This is a genomic window from Parcubacteria group bacterium (genome assembly GCA_016186325.1).
GTDB lineage: Bacteria > Patescibacteriota > Minisyncoccia > UBA10092 > UBA10092 > JACPHB01.
In genome coordinates this window covers 19,719-41,523 of record JACPLW010000002.1, presented here as the reverse complement: position 1 = coordinate 41,523, position 21,805 = coordinate 19,719, and the positions used below count along the sequence as shown (strand labels likewise).

At 41.1% G+C, this 21,805-nt stretch carries 29 protein-coding genes and 8 tRNA genes; 24 read left to right on the top strand and 13 right to left on the bottom strand.

Going from position 1 to position 21,805, the window contains the following annotated elements:
- Positions 1–81: 81 nt before the first annotated feature.
- The 3 genes from HYW79_00700 to HYW79_00690 all read right to left on the bottom strand — a co-directional run bounded on the left by HYW79_00700 (position 82) and on the right by HYW79_00690 (position 593).
- Positions 82–155, bottom strand: a tRNA-Ala gene (locus HYW79_00700).
- Between the two features lie 37 nt (positions 156–192).
- On the bottom strand, positions 193–447 hold the full coding sequence (locus HYW79_00695; GenBank protein ID MBI2635048.1) for a GIY-YIG nuclease family protein: 255 nt from the start codon (positions 445–447) through the stop codon (positions 193–195).
- A 75-nt stretch (positions 448–522) separates the two neighbouring features.
- Positions 523–593: transfer RNA gene (locus HYW79_00690), tRNA-Pro, on the bottom strand.
- A gap of 77 nt (positions 594–670) precedes the next feature.
- Between HYW79_00690 and HYW79_00685 the strand changes: the two genes are divergently transcribed.
- From HYW79_00685 to speD, 3 genes are all read left to right on the top strand, one after another.
- Positions 671–742: transfer RNA gene (locus HYW79_00685), tRNA-Arg, on the top strand.
- Between the two features lie 160 nt (positions 743–902).
- Positions 903–1,472, top strand: coding sequence for a hypothetical protein (locus tag HYW79_00680; protein ID MBI2635047.1), 570 nt, complete (start codon positions 903–905; stop codon positions 1,470–1,472).
- A gap of 136 nt (positions 1,473–1,608) precedes the next feature.
- Positions 1,609–2,001, top strand: coding sequence for an adenosylmethionine decarboxylase (gene speD / locus HYW79_00675; GenBank protein ID MBI2635046.1), 393 nt, complete (start codon positions 1,609–1,611; stop codon positions 1,999–2,001).
- Between the two features lie 70 nt (positions 2,002–2,071).
- Here the strand turns inward: speD and HYW79_00670 are convergent, their stop codons facing one another.
- Complete coding sequence (locus HYW79_00670) at positions 2,072–2,278, bottom strand: hypothetical protein (GenBank protein MBI2635045.1); 207 nt, start codon at positions 2,276–2,278, stop codon at positions 2,072–2,074.
- 129 nt (positions 2,279–2,407) lie between these two features.
- On the opposite strand from HYW79_00670, the gene HYW79_00665 reads away from it, so the two are divergent.
- The 3 genes from HYW79_00665 to HYW79_00655 all read left to right on the top strand — a co-directional run bounded on the left by HYW79_00665 (position 2,408) and on the right by HYW79_00655 (position 2,942).
- Positions 2,408–2,656 carry a hypothetical protein gene (locus HYW79_00665; GenBank protein ID MBI2635044.1) on the top strand — a complete coding sequence of 83 codons (249 nt, stop codon included), beginning with the start codon at positions 2,408–2,410 and terminating at the stop codon, positions 2,654–2,656.
- A gap of 69 nt (positions 2,657–2,725) precedes the next feature.
- Positions 2,726–2,799: transfer RNA gene (locus tag HYW79_00660), tRNA-His, on the top strand.
- The gene (locus HYW79_00655) at positions 2,799–2,942 is read left to right on the top strand and encodes a hypothetical protein (GenBank protein ID MBI2635043.1); all 144 of its coding nucleotides are present in this window, start codon (positions 2,799–2,801) and stop codon (positions 2,940–2,942) included. Before HYW79_00660 ends, HYW79_00655 begins: the two co-directional genes overlap by 1 nt.
- Before the next feature lie 380 nt (positions 2,943–3,322).
- On the opposite strand, the gene HYW79_00650 is transcribed toward HYW79_00655, so the two are convergent.
- Complete coding sequence (locus tag HYW79_00650) at positions 3,323–3,562, bottom strand: hypothetical protein (GenBank protein ID MBI2635042.1); 240 nt, start codon at positions 3,560–3,562, stop codon at positions 3,323–3,325.
- 875 nt (positions 3,563–4,437) lie between these two features.
- On the opposite strand from HYW79_00650, the gene HYW79_00645 reads away from it, so the two are divergent.
- Complete coding sequence (locus tag HYW79_00645) at positions 4,438–5,199, top strand: hypothetical protein (GenBank protein ID MBI2635041.1); 762 nt, start codon at positions 4,438–4,440, stop codon at positions 5,197–5,199.
- Positions 5,200–5,593: 394 nt separating this feature from the next.
- On the opposite strand, the gene HYW79_00640 is transcribed toward HYW79_00645, so the two are convergent.
- The gene (locus tag HYW79_00640) at positions 5,594–6,646 is read right to left on the bottom strand and encodes a trypsin-like peptidase domain-containing protein (protein ID MBI2635040.1); all 1,053 of its coding nucleotides are present in this window, start codon (positions 6,644–6,646) and stop codon (positions 5,594–5,596) included.
- Positions 6,647–6,733: 87 nt separating this feature from the next.
- Here HYW79_00640 and HYW79_00635 point away from each other — a divergent pair.
- From HYW79_00635 to HYW79_00590, 10 genes are all read left to right on the top strand, one after another.
- Positions 6,734–6,805: transfer RNA gene (locus tag HYW79_00635), tRNA-Arg, on the top strand.
- A gap of 39 nt (positions 6,806–6,844) precedes the next feature.
- Positions 6,845–7,111 carry a hypothetical protein gene (locus HYW79_00630; protein MBI2635039.1) on the top strand — a complete coding sequence of 89 codons (267 nt, stop codon included), beginning with the start codon at positions 6,845–6,847 and terminating at the stop codon, positions 7,109–7,111.
- A gap of 3 nt (positions 7,112–7,114) precedes the next feature.
- Entirely contained in the window at positions 7,115–7,435 is a 321-nt protein-coding gene (locus HYW79_00625; protein ID MBI2635038.1) for a nucleotide pyrophosphohydrolase, read from the top strand.
- Between the two features lie 42 nt (positions 7,436–7,477).
- Positions 7,478–8,146, top strand: a complete 669-nt coding sequence (locus tag HYW79_00620; GenBank protein ID MBI2635037.1) for a hypothetical protein — start codon at positions 7,478–7,480, stop codon at positions 8,144–8,146.
- 89 nt (positions 8,147–8,235) lie between these two features.
- On the top strand, positions 8,236–9,648 hold the full coding sequence (locus HYW79_00615; GenBank protein ID MBI2635036.1) for a hypothetical protein: 1,413 nt from the start codon (positions 8,236–8,238) through the stop codon (positions 9,646–9,648).
- Positions 9,645–10,397 (top strand): hypothetical protein, encoded by a 753-nt coding sequence (locus tag HYW79_00610; protein ID MBI2635035.1) that lies wholly within the window; start codon positions 9,645–9,647, stop codon positions 10,395–10,397. The genes HYW79_00615 and HYW79_00610 overlap by 4 nt, the downstream gene beginning before the upstream one ends.
- Before the next feature lie 140 nt (positions 10,398–10,537).
- Positions 10,538–11,620 (top strand): sigma-54-dependent Fis family transcriptional regulator, encoded by a 1,083-nt coding sequence (locus HYW79_00605; protein ID MBI2635034.1) that lies wholly within the window; start codon positions 10,538–10,540, stop codon positions 11,618–11,620.
- A gap of 100 nt (positions 11,621–11,720) precedes the next feature.
- Positions 11,721–12,311: a peroxiredoxin gene (locus tag HYW79_00600; protein MBI2635033.1), complete on the top strand. Its 591-nt coding sequence runs from the start codon at positions 11,721–11,723 to the stop codon at positions 12,309–12,311.
- On the top strand, positions 12,308–12,793 hold the full coding sequence (locus HYW79_00595) for a hypothetical protein (protein MBI2635032.1): 486 nt from the start codon (positions 12,308–12,310) through the stop codon (positions 12,791–12,793). The genes HYW79_00600 and HYW79_00595 overlap by 4 nt, the downstream gene beginning before the upstream one ends.
- A 47-nt stretch (positions 12,794–12,840) precedes the next feature.
- Positions 12,841–12,911, top strand: a tRNA-Phe gene (locus HYW79_00590).
- A gap of 72 nt (positions 12,912–12,983) precedes the next feature.
- Here HYW79_00590 and HYW79_00585 read toward each other — a convergent pair.
- From HYW79_00585 to HYW79_00565, 5 genes are all read right to left on the bottom strand, one after another.
- Positions 12,984–13,205, bottom strand: a complete 222-nt coding sequence (locus HYW79_00585) for a hypothetical protein (protein ID MBI2635031.1) — start codon at positions 13,203–13,205, stop codon at positions 12,984–12,986.
- Positions 13,206–13,231: 26 nt separating this feature from the next.
- On the bottom strand, positions 13,232–14,014 hold the full coding sequence (locus HYW79_00580) for a hypothetical protein (protein MBI2635030.1): 783 nt from the start codon (positions 14,012–14,014) through the stop codon (positions 13,232–13,234).
- Between the two features lie 127 nt (positions 14,015–14,141).
- Positions 14,142–14,215 (bottom strand) — tRNA-Gly (locus HYW79_00575).
- Positions 14,206–14,877 (bottom strand): helix-turn-helix domain-containing protein, encoded by a 672-nt coding sequence (locus HYW79_00570; GenBank protein ID MBI2635029.1) that lies wholly within the window; start codon positions 14,875–14,877, stop codon positions 14,206–14,208. The genes HYW79_00575 and HYW79_00570 overlap by 10 nt, the downstream gene beginning before the upstream one ends.
- Positions 14,878–15,093: 216 nt before the next feature.
- The gene (locus HYW79_00565) at positions 15,094–15,423 is read right to left on the bottom strand and encodes a hypothetical protein (GenBank protein MBI2635028.1); all 330 of its coding nucleotides are present in this window, start codon (positions 15,421–15,423) and stop codon (positions 15,094–15,096) included.
- 296 nt (positions 15,424–15,719) lie between these two features.
- On the opposite strand from HYW79_00565, the gene HYW79_00560 reads away from it, so the two are divergent.
- The 7 genes from HYW79_00560 (at position 15,720) to HYW79_00530 (ending at position 20,244) form a co-directional block, all read left to right on the top strand.
- Positions 15,720–15,938 carry a hypothetical protein gene (locus HYW79_00560; GenBank protein ID MBI2635027.1) on the top strand — a complete coding sequence of 73 codons (219 nt, stop codon included), beginning with the start codon at positions 15,720–15,722 and terminating at the stop codon, positions 15,936–15,938.
- A gap of 271 nt (positions 15,939–16,209) precedes the next feature.
- Complete coding sequence (locus HYW79_00555) at positions 16,210–16,794, top strand: hypothetical protein (GenBank protein ID MBI2635026.1); 585 nt, start codon at positions 16,210–16,212, stop codon at positions 16,792–16,794.
- Between the two features lie 262 nt (positions 16,795–17,056).
- A complete protein-coding gene (gene cdd / locus HYW79_00550) occupies positions 17,057–17,533 on the top strand; it encodes a cytidine deaminase (protein MBI2635025.1) in 477 nt (158 codons plus the stop codon).
- 261 nt (positions 17,534–17,794) lie between these two features.
- A complete protein-coding gene (locus tag HYW79_00545) occupies positions 17,795–18,079 on the top strand; it encodes a hypothetical protein (GenBank protein MBI2635024.1) in 285 nt (94 codons plus the stop codon).
- A 203-nt stretch (positions 18,080–18,282) separates the two neighbouring features.
- Positions 18,283–19,806 carry a ribonuclease Y gene (gene rny / locus HYW79_00540; protein MBI2635023.1) on the top strand — a complete coding sequence of 508 codons (1,524 nt, stop codon included), beginning with the start codon at positions 18,283–18,285 and terminating at the stop codon, positions 19,804–19,806.
- Positions 19,807–19,845: 39 nt separating this feature from the next.
- Positions 19,846–20,118 carry an HU family DNA-binding protein gene (locus HYW79_00535; GenBank protein ID MBI2635022.1) on the top strand — a complete coding sequence of 91 codons (273 nt, stop codon included), beginning with the start codon at positions 19,846–19,848 and terminating at the stop codon, positions 20,116–20,118.
- Between the two features lie 55 nt (positions 20,119–20,173).
- A tRNA-Gly gene (locus HYW79_00530) sits at positions 20,174–20,244 on the top strand.
- An 85-nt stretch (positions 20,245–20,329) separates the two neighbouring features.
- Here the strand turns inward: HYW79_00530 and HYW79_00525 are convergent.
- Complete coding sequence (locus HYW79_00525) at positions 20,330–20,665, bottom strand: hypothetical protein (GenBank protein ID MBI2635021.1); 336 nt, start codon at positions 20,663–20,665, stop codon at positions 20,330–20,332.
- A gap of 22 nt (positions 20,666–20,687) precedes the next feature.
- Positions 20,688–21,293 carry an RNA polymerase sigma factor gene (locus HYW79_00520; GenBank protein MBI2635020.1) on the bottom strand — a complete coding sequence of 202 codons (606 nt, stop codon included), beginning with the start codon at positions 21,291–21,293 and terminating at the stop codon, positions 20,688–20,690.
- Positions 21,294–21,805: the final 512 nt, after the last annotated feature.

Sequence of the window (21,805 nt, the reverse complement as noted above, 5' to 3'; positions counted from 1 at the left end):
CGACTCCCTCTTGCTTGCAATTTCCTGTTTGGTGGACCTAGGCGGAATCGGACCGCCGTTTCGTCAATGTCCCGATAACCTTGGTGGACCCAGGGAGAATCGAACTCCCGCTTACGCAATGCGAATGCGCCGTTATACCACTTAACTATGGGCCCTCTGGGCCCACCAAGGTTATCGCGGATCCTCGATTTATTAAAAATTTTGAAATGTTTTAACTAATTTTTCTATAGAACTTCTTTTCTTCCAGGACTTTATTTTTAGTTCCTTGTTTCTAGCTTCTTTTAATGTAACAAATTTTTCTTGATAGACTAAATCCCATGGAACATATCTTTTTGTGGAAGGAACTAAAAATTTATTATGTTGGTCAAGCCTTATAGCAATGCTTTGGCAACTTCCTACATAATAAGCACCATTTATTCTCGATTTTAATATATAGCAATAAAACATTTAAAAATTTAATAAATCGGGACGAATGACGTGTTCTACCACTAGACTATAGGCCCAAAATTTAGTTTTTCTCTGTCGGGGTACTCGGATTCGAACCGAGACTAAATCTTCCCAAAAGACTCGTGCTGCCATTACACTATACCCCGATATTTTAAATATTATAGCAAAATTTTAGTTGAATTTCAACCCGTTTTATGTTATTTTACGTTTATTCTAAATTATTGCCCTCGTAGCTCAATGGACAGAGCAGCGCTCTTCTAAGGCGTTGATAGGGGTTCGATTCCCTTCGAGGGCGCAACGGTAAAAAATTTAATTTTTATGGTAATTTTTACTAAACACGCAGAAAACAAATTTGAAATTTTGACAGAGACCGTGTTTTACGGATAGTATATAAAAAAGAGGGAAGAGAAAGTTTTTTAATCATAAAATCAAAAAATTAAATTGTTAACTAACATATGAATATCAACCGAAAAAATTTTGCAAACATTATTTTGATTCTGTTTATTGTTGCCGCTCTTGCCGGCGCAGTAGGATACTTTGCTTTTGTAAAGAAGTCAGAACCTGTCGCGCAACAGTCACCAACGCCAGATAAAACCGTAAATTTGAAAACATATACCGACAGTAATTTGAACTATTCTTTTCAATATCCGCCTACCTCCTGTGAATCGCAAAGAGAATTAGGGGATACATCGCTCGCTCTTTGTTATTTACCAAAAGGAAGTGACGGAGGAGCGAAATATAATAACGGGTATGTTATAACTCTTGGCTTTATTTCCCAAAGCCAACTTAGTGTTATGGGAATAACTTATTGTAGCGCATACCCCAATGATTCCTTGAGGTGCGAATCGTTTAAGATAGGTAAAGTTATCGCGTCAATTGATTGGGGAACGGGTGCTGACGACAGTGCCAGCGCGTGGATTTCTCATCCCAATGGAGGAGTCGTTACCTTTAACCTTCAACCCGTTACATCTGAATCAAAAGAAATTCTTAAACAAATACTTTCCACTTTCAAATTTACAAAGTAAGCAGGCTCGGTGTAAACAAAGAAAAACTTGTTCCCGTAAAGTTTTTTCTTAATTTTATTTATCCACACGTTTACACTTTTTAAAGTGTATTGTAAAATGTTCATTAATATCAAAAAATTTTTTAAACTGAAATGCGATGAACAGAAAAAAAACCGTATCGAAGAGTAACTATAAGGTTTACGGAAAACATTTAATGATTGACGCTCGCGGCATCGAGCGAAAAAAACTCGAAAATCATAAAATAGTTTTTGATTTTCTTAACGATTTGCCCCAAAAAATCGGGATGCGAAAATTAACGATTCCTTACGTGGTTTTTTGCGAAGAAGCTGATAAAAAAGGCGATTGGGGACTTTCTGGTTTTGTTATGATTTACGAAAGCCACATTTCAGCTCATACCTGGCCGGAGTTAGGCTACGTTTCAATGGACGTCTATTCTTGTCGGGATTTTGATGATAAAAAAACCGTTCGTCTTATAAAACAACATTGGGGTTGCAAAACCATCAAAGCTTCTGTGGTAAGGAGGGGATAAAAAAAGCGCCCCGGAGCGAGTCCGTCCGTCGACTGACGGACGAATCGCTCCAAGGCGTGTGGGGCGCCGGCTACTGGCCGGCGCCACCACCCTTCTTCTTCGTGCGGCGCGGCGCGGTCCCGGAACCGCGCATCCGCGGTCCCTTGTTGGACTTGTGGCGAATCCGGTGATGCTCGCCGGCGTACCCGTTTGGCTCCGGGGTGATCGGCCTTTCGCGACCCGCCGCGATCGCGTTAGCCGCGTTGGCCATCCGCCTCAACTGCTTCCTGATCTGCATTTTCTTCTCCTACTGAGAAATTTACATCCTGCATTTAAATTATACCAAATAACTCTAATCTTGTCAAGTTATTGTAATAATTGAAATTTTATGGTATATATTAGTTATAATTAGCATTAAATTCATTTTATGAAAAAAATCGGCAAAATTACTCATTATTACGGCAACATAGGTGTTGCTATTATTGAGCTTTCAGGCAAGCTGGCTGTTGGCGATAAAGTTAAATTTGTTCACGGAGACAAGGAAGTTGAACAAACGGTCAGTTCAATGCAAATGGAACATAAAGATATTGATTCGGCAAAAAAAGGCGACATTGTTGGAATAAAAGTTGATGAAAAAATCGGCGACGGCTTCGAAGTTTTTTTGGTAGAGGAATAAATAATGCCTCGTTTCTGGGCAGGTAAATTTTACAAGCGTCAATTAAAAACGTATATTTCTTTGCGTATGGTGCCTATGGTGTAATGGCAGCACTAGACTCTGTGGCAGTCTAAGAACGGGTTCGAATCCCGTTAGGCACCCCATGATTAAAAAAATAAAAGGCAAGTATGTTGTTTTATCAGAAACTACCGGCCGTTCTTTCGGTTCATACAAAACTCTTGCCGAAGCAAAAAAACGATTGCGGCAAATCGAATTTTTCAAACACTTAAAAAAGAGAAAAAAATAAACTACCAAAATTTTCAAAATACTTTTTGAGAACTTTGGTAGGAGGTCGAGATTTCTTTTTTCACTCGACCCGTGGAGAGTTTTGCCGTTTCTATGGACTCTCCTAGCCTGATTCGGCTTTTTAGCCGCTCTAACATTGCATCAGAGTTTTTCGTCGGACACCGCAGGCTCCGACTACTCCACCTATATCCCCGATGGATGGGGTTAGTGAGGCAGTTACTCCAGAAAGCTGGGGCAACTACCCTCACATCCCTCGTCATCTGCCGCTCCGCAGTGGGGGCAGAGTCCGAGTTCCTCGAAGGAGATGTCGATGTCGTCTTCCTCGAAGAAAAACTCCATGTCCTCTACCATGCACTCACCTCCTTCCATTTTGGATTTGTTCTAGTAGTCAGAGGGCTCGGCGATCTGCCAATCTGGCAGAAGCGCTCGGATTGCTTCGGGATCGTATGATCCGAAACCATACGATGTCCCAAATATCCGGCGCTCTGTCAGATCGGAGAGTCCACCGCCCCGGACGGATGTTTTCGGGATGCCGTTTCGGCGAGCGACATCTGTGTGCATGTCGCCGCCAAAAGGACGATCTCCGAAGACAATCCAATCGCATGTAACGATGAATTTCACCACAATAAGGCCTCACCCCCTCTTCTTTTTTATTTCTTGATTAAAGAACTTTCATTATTCCCCCACCAAAATTTTCGAAAGCTTCAAAAACTTTGGTGGGAGGTCGAGCGGTTTTTTGCTCGACCATTGCGGTTTTCTTTTGAAGGCAGCCGCGCGCCCCGAGAGATTCCTGGGATAAGCCGACCGGACTCGGCATATGGAATCGTCTCTTGGTTTGGTCCGACTGGTGGAGGGTCAGTCGAGCCTTCTGTTGTCACGTCGGTTCCACTCCGACGCCGGTACTGGCTTTCTGTCTAGCTATCTGAGCCAGACAGAGACTCCGATTAGCCGAGACAAGTATTGTTCTACTTGTTCAGCGTCATCGGGCATCTCGACTTTGAGGTAAAGTCCGTTACCGAACCCCTCCCAACTCCACTTGGAGTTGGTACCCCGAAGCCGAGATGACACCATCTCTACTCGCCGAGAGCAAGTAGGACAGTGTTGGCAGCTTCCCATCGCCACTTCCATCATGATGACATTTCCATCAATGATGGTATGACGCGGGTAGCGCCAGCCTGCTACTGAAAGGTAGCAGTGCCGTTTATCCATGAAATCACCTCCTTTATGGATGTTATTCCCCCAAGTCTTATCTACTAGCCAATCCGCCGCGCCCTCTCGCGTGCCAGATCAGTTTTCGCGCTCGGAGTACGTTTAATGAATCTTAATGTTCTGCCTGTAGTATAGCATTTATTTGTGATTATGTCAATAAATATATCGGAATTTATAACTAAAAAAGCTCAACTTTTACCTTAATTTAAGCCAATTTTTACATTTTACAACATTTATTTGTCAAAATTATTGACAAACTTTTTTAAATAGACTATACTGTTCTTATTATGAAAATTGAAGAAGCGTTAAAAAATTTAGGACTTGATGAAAAAGAAGCTAAAGTATACATGGCTTTAGTTCAATTTGGGCGCGGTTCTGCTCAAATGATTGCTGATCAGGCGCAAGTTAAGCGGCCCACGACATATGTCATTCTTGAAAATCTTATAAACAAGGGTCTTGCGTTAAAAATCCCCAGAACACGAAAAAAGCTATATATTGCAAAATCTCCTGATGAGTTTTTTGCAGAAGCGGAAGAACGCCTTAATCTTTCAAAAAGTGTTTTACCTCAACTTATGGCAATGGCAGATAAAACCGGCCCGCAATTTAAAACACTCTATTATGAGGGCGAGCGAGGAATTAAAAACATGATAACCGAATCGGTTAAACGAATGGCCGGCCAGGAAATCCTCGGATTTTATGCGCGGGAAACTGAAAATATTTCGCCTGAAATGCAGGAAATATTTCATCAATGGAATGAGGATTGCAAAAAAGCCGGCATTAAACTTCGGGGCATGACACCGAATGACCCTTCGCTTTCGTGGTATAAGGGGCGAGAGAGTTATTTCGGATGGGCTATGAAATATCTGGATCCGAAAGATTATTTTAGCGATTCTTCCATAGAAATCGGTGATGATTTTATTCAGATATTTTCACTTCGACATATGCAAGGAGTTTTTATGCAAAATCCGGATGTGGCTAAAACCTTGCGTCAAATATTTGAAATGTTGTGGAAATGCCGACCTGAAAAAATTGAGGGTAAAACGGAATAAATTAATAAGTAAATCCCCACACCCATGCATGGGTGTGGGGATAAACCCCGAAATTATGGGGTTATTGGGACTGTGCAATAATTCTAAATGGAGGAAAAATTTTGGTGGGAGAACCTGTAGCTAATTGATTGCATACTGGTTCTCTCGAAAAGATATCCTCTCCAACCTTGCAACCCGGCCAGTGTCTATTTAAATGAACGCATTCTACTTCTTGCGGACAGCATCTGCCCGGTGTCATTACAGAATCTACGGTAATCACTTCAATTGCGTTACTACACTCTAAACAAAGTTCCAAAGCCCTTAATCCGCCCATTCTTTCTCCAATTTTGGGTTGATTTTAAGAACTTTCTTTAAAAGTTAAGAAATTTCAAACAAAAAGTCAAATCTTTAAAATTTACTTCATTTCCTCAAGAACTATCGTTGTTTCCAGTTCTTTTCCGCCCCGTCTTAACAATTTTAGGCCCAATTTATCGCCGACTTCATGAGCTTGAATAATATCCGAAAGAGGTAGATCTTTGGTTACTTTTTTGTTGTCGACTTCCAAAATAATATCATGTTCTTCTATTCCGGCTTTTTCTGCCGGACTGTTGTGAAGAACGCCGTAATCACCCGGCGTGGCTTCGGGGACAACCAGGGCGCCGTAATCTACCGGTAAATTGTGCCTCATTTTCAAAACCGGATCTATTAATATGTATCGCAAACCTAAAAATGGGGCGCGGATGCGGCCATATTTTTTAATATCGGCCAGTGCTTTCTTTGCGGCATTTATGGGAATAGCGAAACCAATGTTTTGAGCGCCGAAAACAACGGCGGAGTTAATTCCAATAGCTTCGCCGTTAATGTCAACCAATGGGCCGCCGGAATTTCCCGGGTTGATTGCGGCATCGGTTTGAATTACGCCTCGCAATTCCTGTTTCTGACCACCTACTTCAGTTTGAGCCGAAATGTTTCGCGAAAGGCCGGAAACGATTCCGGATGAAATAGTATTCTGGAATTGTCCCAAAGCGTTGCCAATAGCGATAGCTGTTTGCCCCAGCTCAAGATTTGTAGAATCGCCTAGTTCAATGTACGGCTGGCTTTTTCCTTCAAATTTAAGAACAGCAACGTCATTAATTGGATCACGAGCCACAACTTTAGCATGATGTTTCGCGCCATTATTGGTTACAACCGTGTAATCGGCCTTCGGGTCAACCACTACATGCTTGTTTGTCAGAACAAAGCCGTCTTCGGAAATTATAAATCCCGAACCGCCGCCAATTTTCACCCGCCCGTGTTCGTCAAACATTTCCGGCGGGATTTGTTTGTATAATTCGGCGGGATTAAAAGGCAAAAAAGGGAAAAAATCCGGAAAATTTTCCAATTTCGGAAGATCTTTGGCAATAACAATTGAAACAACTGCCGGCGCGCATTTTTTAACTAATTTTATAATAGGAGATTTTTCTGGCATATTATTAAAATTTAAGGTTTAATATTGTTTGTTTATATATAGTATAATATATAACGCAGTTAACGCAAATTAATTTTTATTCATGTTGCCCTCGTAGCTCAACGGACAGAGCAGACCCGTCCTAAGGGTAAGATAGGGGTCCAATTCCTCTCGAGGGCATAGGGCTAATGTTTATTATTAAATAAAGATAAATAACATATGAGTATAGAAATGCCACAAAACAAGTCAGAAGAAGTAAAAAGTGTTGAAGAAACGGAAGGCGCTGCGGAAATGTCTCCCGAAGATTTTGCCGAAATGATCGATCAGATCCCTGCTTTAAAAGAAATGTTGCAAGAACGAGAAGTAAAACTTTCAGAATTAGAGAAAGACGCGAGTGCAAATGCTCAAGAAATAGAAACTCTTAGAATTGAGGTAGAAGAATTGCGTCAGGAGATTTCCGAGCGCGAAGAACTTCTTGGGGAATAAGTTATGAAAAAATATCAAAAAGAATTAGATAAATTTTTTAAAGAAAACAAGTGGCCATATTGGCCGCCATTGGTTATTTTGGCCTGCCTTTTTGAAGAATGTGGAGAGTTTGCGCGTATTGTAAACCATCTTTACGGTAAAAAATCAAAAAAGAAAACCGAAGCGGAACAAGACCTGGAGGAAGAAATCGGCGATATTCTTTATACTTTAATTTGTTTTGCCAATTCCAATAATCTTGATTTAGATAGGGCGATAAAGAAAAGTTTTAGAAAATCGATGACGAGAGACAAGCATAGATTTGACGACCAAAAATTGAAGAGTTGACTTGAACATGGTATAGTTCTATAGTACAATTACAATCTGCTTATGAAATCAAGATACTACCACTTAAAAAATAAAGCCGTATTGTTGCGAAAAAATGGAAAAACATACGGTGAAATTCAGAATAAATTAAATCATCCAATTTCCAAGAGTACGTTATCAGTTTGGTTTAAAAATATTGTATTGTCTGAAGATCAAAAACAAGTATTAAAAAATCGGGTCATAGATAATGTTAATAGAAGTCGAAAATTGGCTTTGGCGACAAACAGAAAAAAACGAGAACAGTACTTAAAATTAGTATCTGATCGCGTTTGGCATCTTAAAAAACTTATTGAAGATAAAAATATTGCTAAAATCGTTGTCGCAATGCTATATATGGGCGAAGGAAAAAAATCGAATTGTTCCGTAGTTTTCGGGAACTCTGATCCAAAAGTAATTAGCTTATTTTTACGATTATTACGACGCTGTTATAATATTGATGAAAATAAATTTCGATGCACCTTACAATGTAGAGCCGACCAAGATATAAAAACTCTAGAAAAATTTTGGTCTAAAACAACAGGAATTCCTCTTAAAAAATTTTATAAAGCACAAATAGATCCAAGAACATTAGGGAGGCCATCCAAAAAATTGGATTATAAGGGTGTTTGCAGAATTGATTATTTTTCTGCAGATATATTTAATGAGTTAATGAAAATTGCAGAAATAATTTAATTTTACAATAGGGGCCTATGGTATAGTGGTAACACGTGATCATGGCATGATCAAATCCGGGGTCCGATTCCCCGTAGGTCCACCGAAAAATGTCTTCTCAAAACAAAAAAGCTCACTTTATTGGTATTTGCGGTGCTGGGATGAGCGCGGTTGCAAAACTGCTTATTGACTATGGTTGGCAGGTGAGCGGTTCTGACGACAACTTTTATCCGCCCGTTTCGGAATACATAAAAAGACACAACATCAATTTTAAAAAAGGATACAGTCCAAGCAATATTCCTAAGGATACCAGCTTAATTATAATTGGCAGACATTCTGGTTTAACGAAGGAAGAGAATAAAGAAGTTGAGGCTGCTTTTTCTTCGGGTGTTTCGGTAAAGTCATTTCCCGAAGTTCTGGGAGAGCTAAATATAGGCAAAGAAAATGTTGTGGCAGTTGGCAGTTATGGTAAATCAACTTGCGCGGCTCTTGTTGCATGGTGTCTTGAATATGCCGGAAAGGATCCCAGCTACTTCATTGGCGCAATACCCAATACTCCCGATGAAAGTTCCAAGAAGGGAGACGGTAATATATTCGTGCTTGAGGGTGATGAGTATCCAACATCAAACTGGGACGACTCGTCTAAATTTTTACATTATCATCCAAAGCATGTTTTACTGACGTCTTTGGCTCACGACCACGTTAATGTATTTAAGACCCATAACGACTACAAAGCTCCATTTATTGAATTACTATCCTCAATCCCTCCGGGCGGATTAATTGTTGCATGTGCCGACGGTGAAGGAGTAAAAGAAACAATTTCAAAATGCGGCCTTGAGGAACAAACAAATTTTTACAGTACAAAGAGCAATGCCGACTGGCATATTGAAAATATTAAATTAGGAGAGATAACCTGTTTCGATATTTTTAAGGGAGAGAGTTTTATAGTTAATGTAAAGACGAATTTACTTGGGCTTCATAATGTTGAGAATATTCTTGGCGCAGGCGTCTTGTTGCTGTCGCTGAATCTGGTTGTTCCAAGCGAATTTTCTGAAGCCATCGCTTCCTTCAAGGCAATTAACAGGCGGTTGGACAAAAAATCAGACAAAACATCAGTTCCGTTTTATGAAGGATTTGGTTCGTCTCTTCCTAAGGCAAAGTCGGCGATAGAAGCAGTTAGAGCTCATTTTCCCGGCAAGAAGCTTATAATTTTGTTCGAGCCACACTCTTTAAGTTGGAGAAGTCGCGAAGCGATTGATTGGTACGACAGAGTTTTTGACGGCGCTTATCAAATTTTTATATATAAACCCCCGAATGATAGCGGGTTAACATTGAAAGAGATAGTAAACAGAGTAAGTGAAGCGGGGCATTCGGTTAGGGGATTTGACAGTATACAAAAGGGAATAGTATTAATGGAGAATAACGTTGATAAGGACTCGGTAGTGCTTGCCATGTCCTCGGGAGGATTTGACGGGTTTGTAGGGTTGGTAACAAAGTGGTTAGAAGAAAATTATAAAAAATGAAAAAGTTTCAAAGTGAATTTGGACACAATTATAAAACATATTCTTTTGGTTACGCGAATTATTGTATTCGGAACAAAAAAGACAAACTCTCTGACATCTATACTGCCGGCTATTTGCCGTATTCTGGCAGTCCTGGAGTTAAGGATATTTTTTATATGGCTCGAAGCGCGCGTGTTCCGTTGGGGTCATTTAAACTTTCAAGCGAAAATCGCCGAGTTGCAAGAAAATTTGACGGTAAACTGATTCGCGAATTGGTGCCACTTAAGAATTTTGACATAAGCAACAAAGGTTTCATTAATTTTTGTTCTGATTATTTTTCAAAACGGCATGGACCCTTGGTGATGCCTGAAGAGCGTTTGAAAACGATACTCAATCATGGCCTTATAACCGACATAGTTTCATATAGTATGAATAATAAGCCATTAGCTTATGTCTTTGAGGTTTCAGATAAAGATATGACTCATTTTTGGTATTCTTTTTATGATCTTTCTCTTGTTTTCCAGTCACTCGGTATGTGGTTGATGTTAGACGGTGTGAGGCATGCTCAAAAAGCCGTCAGGAATTATTTTTATGTAGGTACCGTGTACGGTGAAAAAGCATTATACAAAACAGTATTTGACAATGTTGAATATTGGGACGGGGGCGAATGGGTAGACGACAAGAAGCAGTTGAAAAAACTCGGCCGTTCTGATAACGAGAAAATGGTAAATATTATGGACGATTGGAAAAGCAAAATTGATCTTTTTTAAATGGCTCACCTGAATACGCCGCGTCCTTATTAATTCAAAGAGTAAATTACGAGTTGTTTTATTATTTGACTTTTCTATGTTTTTATTGTATTTTGTCGGTAGTGACAGGAAGTTGAACCTTAACACCGAGGGGGATAATAATGAATAGGATTGGGATGCAAGGCATTGGATTGCGAACAGAGACTCAAGTAAGATGGTCCAGATTTATAGGAGAAAGCGCCGGAATACAGAAGATGAAGAGGACGCTTGAGCAGCTCGCGCCGACGGAGGAAACCATTGTCCTCCAGGGCGAGACCGGCGTCGGCAAAGAAGTGGCCGCGCATGAGATTCACGCGATGAGTAATCGCGCGAATGAGCCGTTCATTATAGTTGATTGTGCCTCGCTAGCAATGGAACTTATGGAGAACGAGCTCTTTGGCCATGATCGAGGCGCATTCACAAGCGCACATCATCCAGCAATAGGCCTTATTGAGGCCGCGAATGGCGGGACACTCTTTATTGATCAGGTCGAGGATATGCCGCCGCATCTTCAGGCTCGGTTTCTTCGGGCTACCGAGAATCATGAGGTTCGCAGAATCGGCGAGACGAAGTACAGGCCGGTGGATGTTCGATTGATTGTTGCGACGGGCGCAAATCTTTACGCAATGGTTAAGAATGGCAAGTTTCGCAGCGATCTCTTCTATCGGCTCTACGAATTCCCCGTGCCAATTGTGCCGCTTCGGGAACGTGATGGCGATCTCGGGCTTCTTACGCGCCATTTCCTTCAGATATCTGAATCTGAAGAGGAAGAGATTGAGGAAGGCGTGCTCGCGCTTTTGTGCCAGCACCGCTGGCCGGGCAATGTCCGCGAGCTGAAAAATGTTATCAAACATTCAAAGTTGTTTTCAAATAAAGACATTGGGGTTTTGACCGTTGAGGCAGTGCGAACCGCGCTTGGTAAGATGGACACCGAGGTGGCGGTTGGCGAATCTGCCCAAATCAATCAAGTCAATAGCGCAGTTTCTCATCCAGAGAGGGGCAGATCTCTCTCAGAGGCCATGGCCAGTCTCGAGGCTGAGATGATTTCGGCGGCGCTAAAAAATTCGGGCGGTGATAAAAAACTAACCGCTATAAGCCTTGGAATAGCCCTAAAAACTTTGTACAGTAAGTTGCATAGGTATGGATTGGGTAGTACTCGGGGATGCTGGAGAAATGATACGAAAATTTCGAAAGGCAAGGTTTGATGCCGGCCGGTCAGATTCAGGGGGGACAGGCAGTGTTTCAGCACCGCCTGTCCCTATTTCATTTCAACGATTTTCTGGTAAAATTAAAATATATAAAATTATGTTTCAAATTGATAAAAAATTTCCCCACTTCTCTTTGGAGGTTTATTGGCCTCTTAAAGACGAAGTCGGGCGGCTCGCTTCAAAAGACCTTGCCGGCAAATGGACGGTTATTTTGTTCTATCCGGCGGACTTTACTTTTGTTTGCCCGACCGAACTTGCCGATTTAAATCATCTTTACCCCGAATTTAAAAAGCTCAAAGCTGAAATCGTGGCAGTGAGCACCGACACGGTTTATACCCACAAGGCTTGGCTGGAAATTGAAAAACTGCTGTCCGGAATTAAATATCCGCTCGCGTCAGACCATAATGGAAATTTTTCTAAAGAATTAGGCATTTATAGCGAAGAAAATGGCATGGCAGAGCGGGCAACTTTTATTATTGACCCAGGGGGCATACTGCGCGCCGTTGACATTGTTTCCGATTCGATCGGGCGAAGCGCTGTTGAAACGCTCCGCAAGCTCAAGGCGCTTGAGTTCGTTTCTAAAAATCCGGGAAAAGTTTGCCCCGCCAAATGGGACGAAGATAAAATAGCGCTCACGCCGTCAATTAAAAAATCCGGCAAAGTGCACAAAGAATACGAGAAGCGATGAATTCGGCGACTTCAGCAAAAAAACAAAAAGTAATTCTAATTATTTTCGACACGTATATTGCTGTTATTAAAAACAGTGTCGGTTCTAAGCTGTTTCGTAATTTATACGCAAAAGTAAATGGCAAAAAAACCGATATTACGAGAAACGGCGAACTTTCATGCGCGTTTTATGTTTCGTCAATTTTACTGTTGTTTAGGTTTATTAAAGAAGGGCACGCGACCGTTGATTCTACCGTTAAGGATTTAAAAAAATCCGGATGGAAAGAAATAAAAAAACCCGAAATCGGAAGTGTAATAGTATGGGAAAAAACAGATTTTAGAAATGGTAATGCGCATAAACATATCGGTTTCTATATAGGTGGTAATAAGGCAATAAGTAACACGTCTAAATCAGGTTACCCTGCCCGGCATCACTTTACATTCGGAGGGAAAAGAAAAATCGAATTGACGCTGTGGAATCCTAAGCTGAAACGAGATCTCTAAAAACGCCTTGTTTTTGAATAGAAAACACGATAAAATAACCAAAATAGGCCGCGGTAGCTTAATGGTAAAGCAGGTGCCTGAAGAGCATCTGAAGGCAGTTCGATTCTGCCCCGCGGCACACTTCGACTCGTTTTACTCGCTCAGTGTAAACTTTAAAACAACCCCGCCCCGCAACTGCGGAGCGGGGTTGTTACTTCAAAATTTTGACTGTCTTTTCCTTAACTTTTTTGGCGTTTTTAATTAATAAGTTGTACTCTACCGCCCCCATAGTAAATTGCCCGTTTTGCGGTTTTTCCGGGTCGCTTAACTTAACAATTTTTTTACCCGGCGAAAACTCAACAATTGGGCATCCAAGGCCTCCAAAACAATAATCTTTACCATCGTAAGTTTTTATAAGTTTTTCTTTTTTCATATTTTTTTAATTGGTTTAATTGTAATTTACAATCCGAAAACTTTGAGGAAATTCTTAAACAAAATAGAGGGCTTGGCGGCCGGCGCCGGTTTTTCTACCCCCGGTTTTTCCGCGGGAGCTTCCAATACTATATTCGACCTGAAAGCCATCGATAAAACATTGCTTACTGCCATATTAACTTTATCAAAAACGCCCTTTACTGTAACTTGCGCTCCTTCAACAATCGGGGTTTGTACCGAAATTTCATCGCCATTATCAAGAGTTATTATAAAGCCGTTGGCGTCAACTTTTTTTATAGTTCCCGAAAATGACTGATGAAAATCTTTATTCTGTTCTAAACTTCTTAAAACAGCCGCCCGGATGGTTTTTGAATCAGCCAATAGCCAACCCAAAACATTAACATGATCGCCGGCCGCAAAATCGCTTAAAAGCGCCGGCTCTTGATTACTGCCAAGAAGTGTCGTTCTTTCATCTATCTGAATTATAAAGTTATTGCTCGCTTCGCTATTAAAGACACATGGTAAAGGACGGTCGGTTTTACCGTTTTCATAAACGACGCAGGAATCTTCATTTTTTTGAATGGCTTCTATGGTCGCCGGCGGCTCATCCAAAGTGGGTCCTTTTAAAATGTTTAAATTGTTAAATTGATAAAAGCCGGCCGGCAAAATTTTAAGAGACGGAACTTTGTCGGCGGCGGTTGTCATCGGCAATTCTTGGGCCACGGCGAACTTTAAACCGATAAAGCTAAATACGGCAAAAAGGCCCGATAAAGCCAAAATTTGAGTGATTTTTCTTATTTTTGTGCGCATAATTAGGTAAAATTAATAACAACTTATCCACTATCGTTATGTGCTATCATAATAACGCAAAAAATATCTTTTGGCAATGGGTAAGTGGGTCAACACAAAAAGCCCATTTACAGGGCTTTTTGTGTTATGGAGCGGGTGATGGGAATCGAACCCACGTATCTTGATTGGCAACCAAGCGCACTACCATTGTGCTACACCCGCATGAGCGGAAATTGTTTGTGGAAAAGCTCAATCCAGACGAATATTTTTTCTTTTAGTTCTCTACTAGGGTAGTATACTAAAGCAATTCCGTGAGTCAATCTTTTGGTAGGATGTTTACCCCTGATAAATTGAGTTTTTATAAATTGACCCTTAGGCACACCAGAAGTCTTACTCCAAAAATTTTTACATTTGATTTCATTGAGATCAGGGTATAAAATCATTGCCATTTTTATTTTTTCTTTTGGGACCTTACAAATTATCCGCAAAAATAAATTAAAAACCCTGATCATATCTGGATTAGTGTTTGATATCCTGACGTTGGAATTTTCTATTTTACTATCACCTTCGCCCCAATAAATCATTATTCCTGATATAAAGAGAGGATTTGACTTAAGTTTCGGAAAGCTACTGCGAGCTTGTTGTCTTGCCTGTGCTCGCCACGCTTCCCAAAATATTTTCTGTTTTTTATTGTATGATCGTAATCGTTTTCTAGCAATATAATTAGCTCTTCTCGTAAGACCAATTTTTATAAACCTAGACCAATTTATATCCGAAAGCCAAGCAGACAACGTGCTTTTAGGCACGTTCAACTCTTTGCTTATCTTACTGTAACTTTTCCCTTGCTTTCTTAATTTTATAGCAATATGCTTATCATTACGCATAATGACGTGTTGTTACCACCTATAAATAATATCACAATGGTTCGGTTTTGTCTTGTGGATAGCCCGTTATCTTAAAAAGATTAACGGCAGTTCGATTCTGCTCACCCGCTTGCCGTCAGAGTGCTGCACATAATATGGTGTTCTGAATTAAAAGTAGGTAGAAATCTAACCGCTAAGTAAAAAGACGGCCGAGATACTCTTTGGTCGTCGTATGCGTCAATCATCTCCACGTAACTCTTCGAGACAGCCCATCACTCCTCCCATCGCAGCGGCTTTAGCTCGGGTCGCAAGGTTGTCGTAATAGACCTTCGGATCTTGCAAAGCCATAGGAATCGCGTAGACCGCTATTGCTCGTTGACTATCCTTAACGAAAAGAAGAGTTCCGTCTCTTCCTTCTTCGTCCACTATGCTGAAGCGGACTTCTCGCACGGACGGAGAGGACATGAGCTTCAACCCGTCTACGAGTTCGCCGCAGTTAATACTACAAACTAGGATGTCGCCGTCTGGCATAGTTACAGAGATTGAACTTAGATGCGCCTTGGCCATTTTCGCCTCCTGACGGTATTTTGTATCACGGCGAAAAAAATAGTGCAATACACGATAGGGTAACTAAATCGCTGTAGCGAATGCCAAGTATTTTGAATCTTTTATTCAAAACAGGTTCTAACGCTTGTCCGTCCGAAGCCCCGCAAAGCGGGGCGAAGGAGGGTTGTGCAGTGTCTCGCTCGTCTCGCCAACCTTGTTGGCGGACGAGGCGGCCCGCTCACTTTACAAAAATAGCACCTGGTGCTATTTTTGTTTTGTTCTTTAATCTTAAAAGTTAAGAGACAAGGGGAAGAAAAATGGCCAACAAGTGCGTATTTTACTGTGAAAGAGACTTCTACAGCACACCTCAAGTGCTCTTGATAACTGCTAATGATGAGCTGGAAGCAAAAAGGCTTCTAGATGAGCAATACGAAAAAGACAACTACGGTGGCTTGAAACCAAAGCTTAAAGAATTAAACATTTCCGAGAACAGTGTCTTAATTTTAGAACCACCCGGTAATCGAGATTATCGATAATACTACTCTGTCCATCACTTTATCATAACAACTGTCGACAAGGCATAGACCAGGGCAGTTTTATTTTGCTCAAAACAGGTTCTAACGTCGTGCAATGTCCCGCTCATTTGACAAGCATCAAGTTTATATGGTATAATTGCATGTATCAATATTGGATCTTTAAATTCATCCCTGCGACACAATTGAGCTGAAGAAATCCTGAGCTTTATTGTGTCGCAGAGATCATACTTATTAAATCCCCAAACACTCACAGACAAAATGGAGGTGCGCAATGCGGACGTTTCTGTCACAGCTCTCTGGAGTCATCTTCTTACTAGGGTTCGTGCCCTACGTTGCCGCAATAATCAAGCGGCAGACCCAACCAATGAAAGCCTCGTGGTTGATCTGGTTGGTCATAGACGGTATCACCTTCGCGGGGATGTATGTGAAGGATGCAGTGAATGGACAAATTGTCGGAGCGATCACCGGAGCGTGTCTCGTCTTCCTACTGTCGCTCAAGTACGGCAAGTCAGGATGGACGCGAGTGGACACGTGGTCGCTCGTAGGCGCGCTGGTCGGCATCGCGCTCTGGGGGATTTTTGACAGCCCCATTCTTGGAATGTTGGCGGCGCAAGTCACGGGATTGGTCGGAACAATCCCGACTTTCGTGAATATATGGTACAGGCCACAGGATGAGTCTCGTGCAGGCTGGTGCTTCTTCTGGGCTTCTTGTATCCCCGCGATGCTCGCAATCCCAACGCTTAACTGGGAGCACTTGATCCAGCCGGTCGGATTCCTGACTGGCAACACCATGATGATGTACCTTCTTTTCATCCACCGACCTACGGTACGGATGAAGATATCGACGGCTAACTAGCCGTCGCAGTAGAAACAACTCGGTAACAACGTTCACCGAGAAGCCGCATGGTACGCCATGCGGTTTTCTCATTTCACAAAAATAAACAATGTGGGCAAGCGTGCAATGTCCTGCTTGTTATAAAAACAACCGCGCAATTGCGCGGTTGTTTTTGTTGCGGTTACGAGTGATGAAAGGAAATTTTAAACTGCTTGCAAAAAAATAAATATGTTATACAATTTACAGTTGACACATTCATGCTGCAGTAATAGTGGAGGCAAAAATGCAGACAGTAAAATATGAATTGTTGAGTCAACTACAACGAGAAGCATTAAATTCAGCATTGGAAGTTCTCAAAAATTCATATAATCCTTATTCTCACTTCTATGTTGGGGCAACGCTCATTGCACAAGATGGACAATTAATATCAGGAACGAATTTTGAAAACGCCGCTTATGGTTCAACAATTTGTGCAGAACGCTCGGCGGTACTTAGGGCGAATGCAATGGGAATACGAAAATTCATAGGCATTGCCGTCATTGCTCGTGGTGAGAACTTTGATACGACCGAGGTTACAGGACCCTGTGGAAGTTGCAGACAAGTGCTTTACGAAATATCCCAAATATCCGGTTGTGATTTACAGATTGTTCTTTCAACCACCAAGAAAGAGTTAATTGTTCTCACTACTATTAGGGAACTTCTGCCCCTTGCTTTCGGCCCAATCGATTTGGGTATAGATATTGTGAGGTATCAGAAATAAAGCCGCTCTGCGGCTATTTTTTATTTGAAACTTGGCACAAACCAATCATTTACTACACCCGCCAAACAAGTTCTAACGCTTGCCCGTCCGAAGCCCCGCAAAGCGGGGCGAAGGAGGGGCGTGCAATGTCTCGCTCGTCTCGCCAACCTTGTTGGCGGACGAGGCGGCCCGCTCACTTTACAAAAATAGCACCAGGTGCTATTTTTGTTTTAAACGAAGTTTGTTATTTAAAAACTAAATCAAATGATAATGGAGACAGAAATGGCAAAGAAAAAGAAATTAACTATTGAAGTTACAGGTAAAGCCGTTGATGCAATTAGAGAATTTACTAAGATTACAAGACGAAAGAACGTTGAAGTTATAAGCGATGCCCTCCGCACCTATATGTGGATACTATTTGAACAGACACAAGGCGCAACTATTACCGCTCATCACAAAGATCCAAAGGAAAACCGAGATCTTATGACCCTAGTCAGGGATAAGAAGATTTCTAAGAAATATCTTGAACCATTTCGTCATTTGTTTCGTACAGGAGACAGCGCATGAAAGAGAAAGATAGGGACGGAATATAAAATCGGCAGAACGTTAAAAGAAAGAAAAAACTAATTATAAAAATAGTTCCGCTTGGTCATTAAGCGGTTTTTTTTAAATCAAATTTTTCATAAATAAACACCTTTGACAAAAATATTTATTTTTGTTATCATGTACAAGTACTAAAATGACTTTAAAGATTTTAGGAAAATATCAATATGACCTTCTATTTTATAATCGGCGCCCTGGCCTTGGCATTGGGTGCGGCTTTGGGCTATCTTACTCGCCAGATTTTTGCTACAAGAAGTTTAAATTCGGCAGAAACTAAGATCAAGAACCAGCTTGAAGAAGCAAAAACCAAAAGCAAAGAACTTTTGCTTCAAGCAAAAGACCAGGCAGTAAAAATTTTTGAAGACGCGAAAAATCAAGAGCGGGAAAAACTCGCGGTTTTAACGCGCCAAGAAGAGCGATTAAACTCTCAAATTAGAAAAATTGATCAGAAAGAAAGCGAGCTCGAAAACTTGAAGGCGGACATTGAAGGCCAGGTTAACGCGGTTAAAACCATCAAGCAAGAAGCCGAGGTTTTCAAAGCAAAAAGCGAAGAAATGCTTGAACATGTTGCCGGAATGTCGGGCGAAGAAGCGAAGAACAGTTTATTTAAAAAAGTAGAAGAAGATTCTAAAACCGATCTTGTTGCGGCTATTTCCAAAATGGAAAAAAACCGAATTGAAGAGTTGGAAAAAAGGGCGCGGGAAATTATGACTGTGGCGGTTCAAAGATACGCCCGCTCTCACGTTAGCGAAATTACTACTTCTACTGTTAACCTTCCGTCAGACGATTTAAAGGGTCGGATTATCGGAAAAGAAGGCCGCAATATCCGCACGCTTGAAAGATTAACCGGCGTGGAAGTAATAGTTGATGAAACGCCCGGAGCTATAACTCTTTCTTCATTTGATCCGTTAAGGCGGGAGATTGCTAAAACCGCTTTAATAAAGCTGATGAGCGACGGACGGATTCAACCGGCCAGAATTGAAGAAAAAGTTGAAGAAGCAAAAAAAGAGGTAAACAAAAAATTGGTGGAAGCAGGTGAGGCCGCGGCTTACGAGGTCGGCATTTTAGGCTTGCCGAAAGAAATTGTTGTACTTTTAGGCCGTTTGGCGTTTCGCACCAGCTACGGTCAAAATGTTCTTATTCACTCAATTGAAATGGCTCATATCTCCGGAATGATGGCAAAGGAGCTCGGCGCCAATGTTGAGATTTCTAAAAAAGCGGCCTTGCTCCACGATATCGGCAAGGCGGTTGACCATGAAATTGAGGGTACCCATGTTGAATTGGGAAGAAAAATTCTTAAAAAATACGGCGTTGATGAGGCCGTTATTAGAGGAATGGAGTCGCATCATGAGGATTATCCTTTTTCTACTCTTGAATCGTATATCGTAACTGCCGCCGACGGCATTTCCGGAGGCCGGCCCGGCGCGCGGCGCGATACGATTGAAAACTATGTCAAGCGGCTTACCGAACTCGAGGGTATTGTTAACTCTTTTGAAGGCGTTGAAAAATCATACGCCATTTCTGCCGGCCGGGAAATCAGGGTTTTCGTTGCTCCGCAGACTATTGATGATTTGAAAGCGCTTCAATTGGCGAAGGAAATTGCCAAAAGAATTGAAAGCGAACTGAAATACCCGGGCGAAATTAAAGTTAACGTTATTAGAGAAACGAGAGCTATTGAGTATGCTCGGTAAAAATTATAAAATCTAAAATAGTATTATTAAAAGAATCATATGAACAAAGATAAATTAGTTGATATGGTAGCGGCAAAACTCGGCTCTACTAAAGCTGAAGCCGAAAGAGCTATAGACGCTACATTGGATGAAATTACATCCTCGCTTTCTAGAGGCGAAGAAGTTTCTTTAACCGGTTTCGGCGCTTTTAGCGTTTCATCAAGAAAGGCCCGGGTTGGAGTTAATCCCCGCACCGGAGAAAAAATTCAGATTGCGGCGGTAAAAGTTCCAAAGTTCCGCGCCGGAAAAAACTTAAAAGAAGCGGTAAGATAATGGCTTTAGTTTTGGCGGGCTTGCCCCGCCGAAGTCCCGCCGAGGCGGGACGAAGGCGGGTATCGTATAATGGAATTACCTTAGCTTTCCAAGCTAATGACGGGGGTTCGATTCCCCCTACCCGCTTAAAATTTATAGTGAAAAAACAAACCAGTCCCGCATATGCGGGACTGGTTTGTTTAATATTTTTGTAAAAACGACCTTTACTACTCTATAACATCTGATTATTCAATTTGGTTTCTTTTGCCGCCATTAGTTGGAACGTGGAGCTGATTAAGTTTCTAAAGAGAAAGAAAACCATGGCTAAAGAGCCTATTACTGAAATTTGTACGCCAATGCCGGTTCTGATAAATAGGTCTATAGCAAAAGACGCAAAAGTCGCCGGATGGGCTATATTTGAGGCCAATACCGATGTCGCATATTCCAAAACTTTGGCCACGTAAACCTGTTGGCCGATCAGATAAAGGAATGCCGAGAACAACATGGCTTCTGCCGCAAGATAAGGCAAAACGCGCCTTGAAAACCATATGAAATAAACTCGCCTCATTACGCGGTCACTTAACTGATTTTTATATTTTATGTCCGTTTTCATCGTTTTTGGTAAGATTTTTTAGAATTTTTTTGGCTCGAAATAACTTCATTTTTAAGGCCGGAACAGTTATTGACTCTTCTTTTGCTATATCCTTATACGGCTTGTCTTCAATATAGTATTTTGAAAGCAAGCGGCCGAGTTGTTCGGGAAGGCGCGACAATAATTCAGACGCCAAGCTTTTTGTCTCGCTTTCTAAAACGATATCTTCGGTTGATAAGTTTCGCTCGCTTGCTAGCTCCAAATCAAGCGGATTGGTAGATTCGGCCTGCCATTTTTTGCTCGTTTTCCGATATCGGCTGATGGCGGTATTTACGAGGATCTTGTAAGCCCAGCTCTTAAACTCAATCCCCGCCATTTTTTTGAATTTTTTGGCGTTAAAATAAATTTTTACGAATGTTTCCTGAACTATATCCTCGGCCTCTTCATGTTGTTTCAGGATATCAAACGCTTTTCTTAAAAAAGCCGCTTCGTAACGGTCAATTAAAATTTTAAAAAGCGCCGGCTTATCAAGCGATAAAATCAAAATTTCCTCATCCTTTGGCTGACTTAGGTCTTCTTTTACGGATTCTTCAAGGAAGTTCATTTATTGTTGCGCATCTTAATTCAACAACTCTACCATACTTTAAACTATTGCAAAAGCGAAATAGTTTTATTTCAACTGGTCGGGGCATTGGGAATCGAACCAGTGCTAAATCCTCCCATTTATGGTATAATCAATAAAGACTAAGCTCTTTTAATTTAACATTAATTTATAAAACACAAAATAGTAAATAATACCCATGACCAATCTTAAAAAAGTTTTTTGTAAAAATTGTAAAAAGCCAGTTTATCGAAGTGTCGGTCGATTTAATGAAAATTTAAAATTTAAGTGGAATTTTTATTGTTCAAGAAAGTGCGAATACTACTATAAAACGAAAAAACAAAAATTGATATGTGAAAATTGCGGCAAGATTTTCAAACGAACACCCAACGAAATCTCTCCACATAGTTATTGTTCTCGGTCTTGTGCCGCAATAGTAAATAATAAAAAAAGTCCGAAGAGAAAGGCGCAATTAAAAACTTGCATAAATTGCAAAGAGCATTTCAAAAAGGGTA

Excerpts from the sequence above, each read along its gene's own strand:
- HYW79_00695 (MBI2635048.1), bottom strand. The coding sequence starts at position 447 with ATGTTTTATTGCTATATATTAAAATCGAGAATAAATGGTGCTTATTAT.
- HYW79_00680 (MBI2635047.1), top strand. The coding sequence starts at position 903 with ATGAATATCAACCGAAAAAATTTTGCAAACATTATTTTGATTCTGTTT.
- speD (MBI2635046.1), top strand. The coding sequence starts at position 1,609 with ATGAACAGAAAAAAAACCGTATCGAAGAGTAACTATAAGGTTTACGGA.
- HYW79_00670 (MBI2635045.1), bottom strand. The coding sequence starts at position 2,278 with ATGCAGATCAGGAAGCAGTTGAGGCGGATGGCCAACGCGGCTAACGCG.
- HYW79_00665 (MBI2635044.1), top strand. The coding sequence starts at position 2,408 with ATGAAAAAAATCGGCAAAATTACTCATTATTACGGCAACATAGGTGTT.
- HYW79_00655 (MBI2635043.1), top strand. The coding sequence starts at position 2,799 with ATGATTAAAAAAATAAAAGGCAAGTATGTTGTTTTATCAGAAACTACC.
- HYW79_00645 (MBI2635041.1), top strand. The coding sequence starts at position 4,438 with ATGAAAATTGAAGAAGCGTTAAAAAATTTAGGACTTGATGAAAAAGAA.
- HYW79_00640 (MBI2635040.1), bottom strand. The coding sequence starts at position 6,646 with ATGCCAGAAAAATCTCCTATTATAAAATTAGTTAAAAAATGCGCGCCG.
- HYW79_00630 (MBI2635039.1), top strand. The coding sequence starts at position 6,845 with ATGAGTATAGAAATGCCACAAAACAAGTCAGAAGAAGTAAAAAGTGTT.
- HYW79_00625 (MBI2635038.1), top strand. The coding sequence starts at position 7,115 with ATGAAAAAATATCAAAAAGAATTAGATAAATTTTTTAAAGAAAACAAG.
- HYW79_00620 (MBI2635037.1), top strand. The coding sequence starts at position 7,478 with ATGAAATCAAGATACTACCACTTAAAAAATAAAGCCGTATTGTTGCGA.
- HYW79_00615 (MBI2635036.1), top strand. The coding sequence starts at position 8,236 with ATGTCTTCTCAAAACAAAAAAGCTCACTTTATTGGTATTTGCGGTGCT.
- HYW79_00610 (MBI2635035.1), top strand. The coding sequence starts at position 9,645 with ATGAAAAAGTTTCAAAGTGAATTTGGACACAATTATAAAACATATTCT.
- HYW79_00605 (MBI2635034.1), top strand. The coding sequence starts at position 10,538 with ATGAATAGGATTGGGATGCAAGGCATTGGATTGCGAACAGAGACTCAA.
- HYW79_00600 (MBI2635033.1), top strand. The coding sequence starts at position 11,721 with ATGTTTCAAATTGATAAAAAATTTCCCCACTTCTCTTTGGAGGTTTAT.
- HYW79_00595 (MBI2635032.1), top strand. The coding sequence starts at position 12,308 with ATGAATTCGGCGACTTCAGCAAAAAAACAAAAAGTAATTCTAATTATT.
- HYW79_00585 (MBI2635031.1), bottom strand. The coding sequence starts at position 13,205 with ATGAAAAAAGAAAAACTTATAAAAACTTACGATGGTAAAGATTATTGT.
- HYW79_00580 (MBI2635030.1), bottom strand. The coding sequence starts at position 14,014 with ATGCGCACAAAAATAAGAAAAATCACTCAAATTTTGGCTTTATCGGGC.
- HYW79_00570 (MBI2635029.1), bottom strand. The coding sequence starts at position 14,877 with ATGCGTAATGATAAGCATATTGCTATAAAATTAAGAAAGCAAGGGAAA.
- HYW79_00565 (MBI2635028.1), bottom strand. The coding sequence starts at position 15,423 with ATGGCCAAGGCGCATCTAAGTTCAATCTCTGTAACTATGCCAGACGGC.
- HYW79_00560 (MBI2635027.1), top strand. The coding sequence starts at position 15,720 with ATGGCCAACAAGTGCGTATTTTACTGTGAAAGAGACTTCTACAGCACA.
- HYW79_00555 (MBI2635026.1), top strand. The coding sequence starts at position 16,210 with ATGCGGACGTTTCTGTCACAGCTCTCTGGAGTCATCTTCTTACTAGGG.
- cdd (MBI2635025.1), top strand. The coding sequence starts at position 17,057 with ATGCAGACAGTAAAATATGAATTGTTGAGTCAACTACAACGAGAAGCA.
- HYW79_00545 (MBI2635024.1), top strand. The coding sequence starts at position 17,795 with ATGGCAAAGAAAAAGAAATTAACTATTGAAGTTACAGGTAAAGCCGTT.
- rny (MBI2635023.1), top strand. The coding sequence starts at position 18,283 with ATGACCTTCTATTTTATAATCGGCGCCCTGGCCTTGGCATTGGGTGCG.
- HYW79_00535 (MBI2635022.1), top strand. The coding sequence starts at position 19,846 with ATGAACAAAGATAAATTAGTTGATATGGTAGCGGCAAAACTCGGCTCT.
- HYW79_00525 (MBI2635021.1), bottom strand. The coding sequence starts at position 20,665 with ATGAGGCGAGTTTATTTCATATGGTTTTCAAGGCGCGTTTTGCCTTAT.
- HYW79_00520 (MBI2635020.1), bottom strand. The coding sequence starts at position 21,293 with ATGAACTTCCTTGAAGAATCCGTAAAAGAAGACCTAAGTCAGCCAAAG.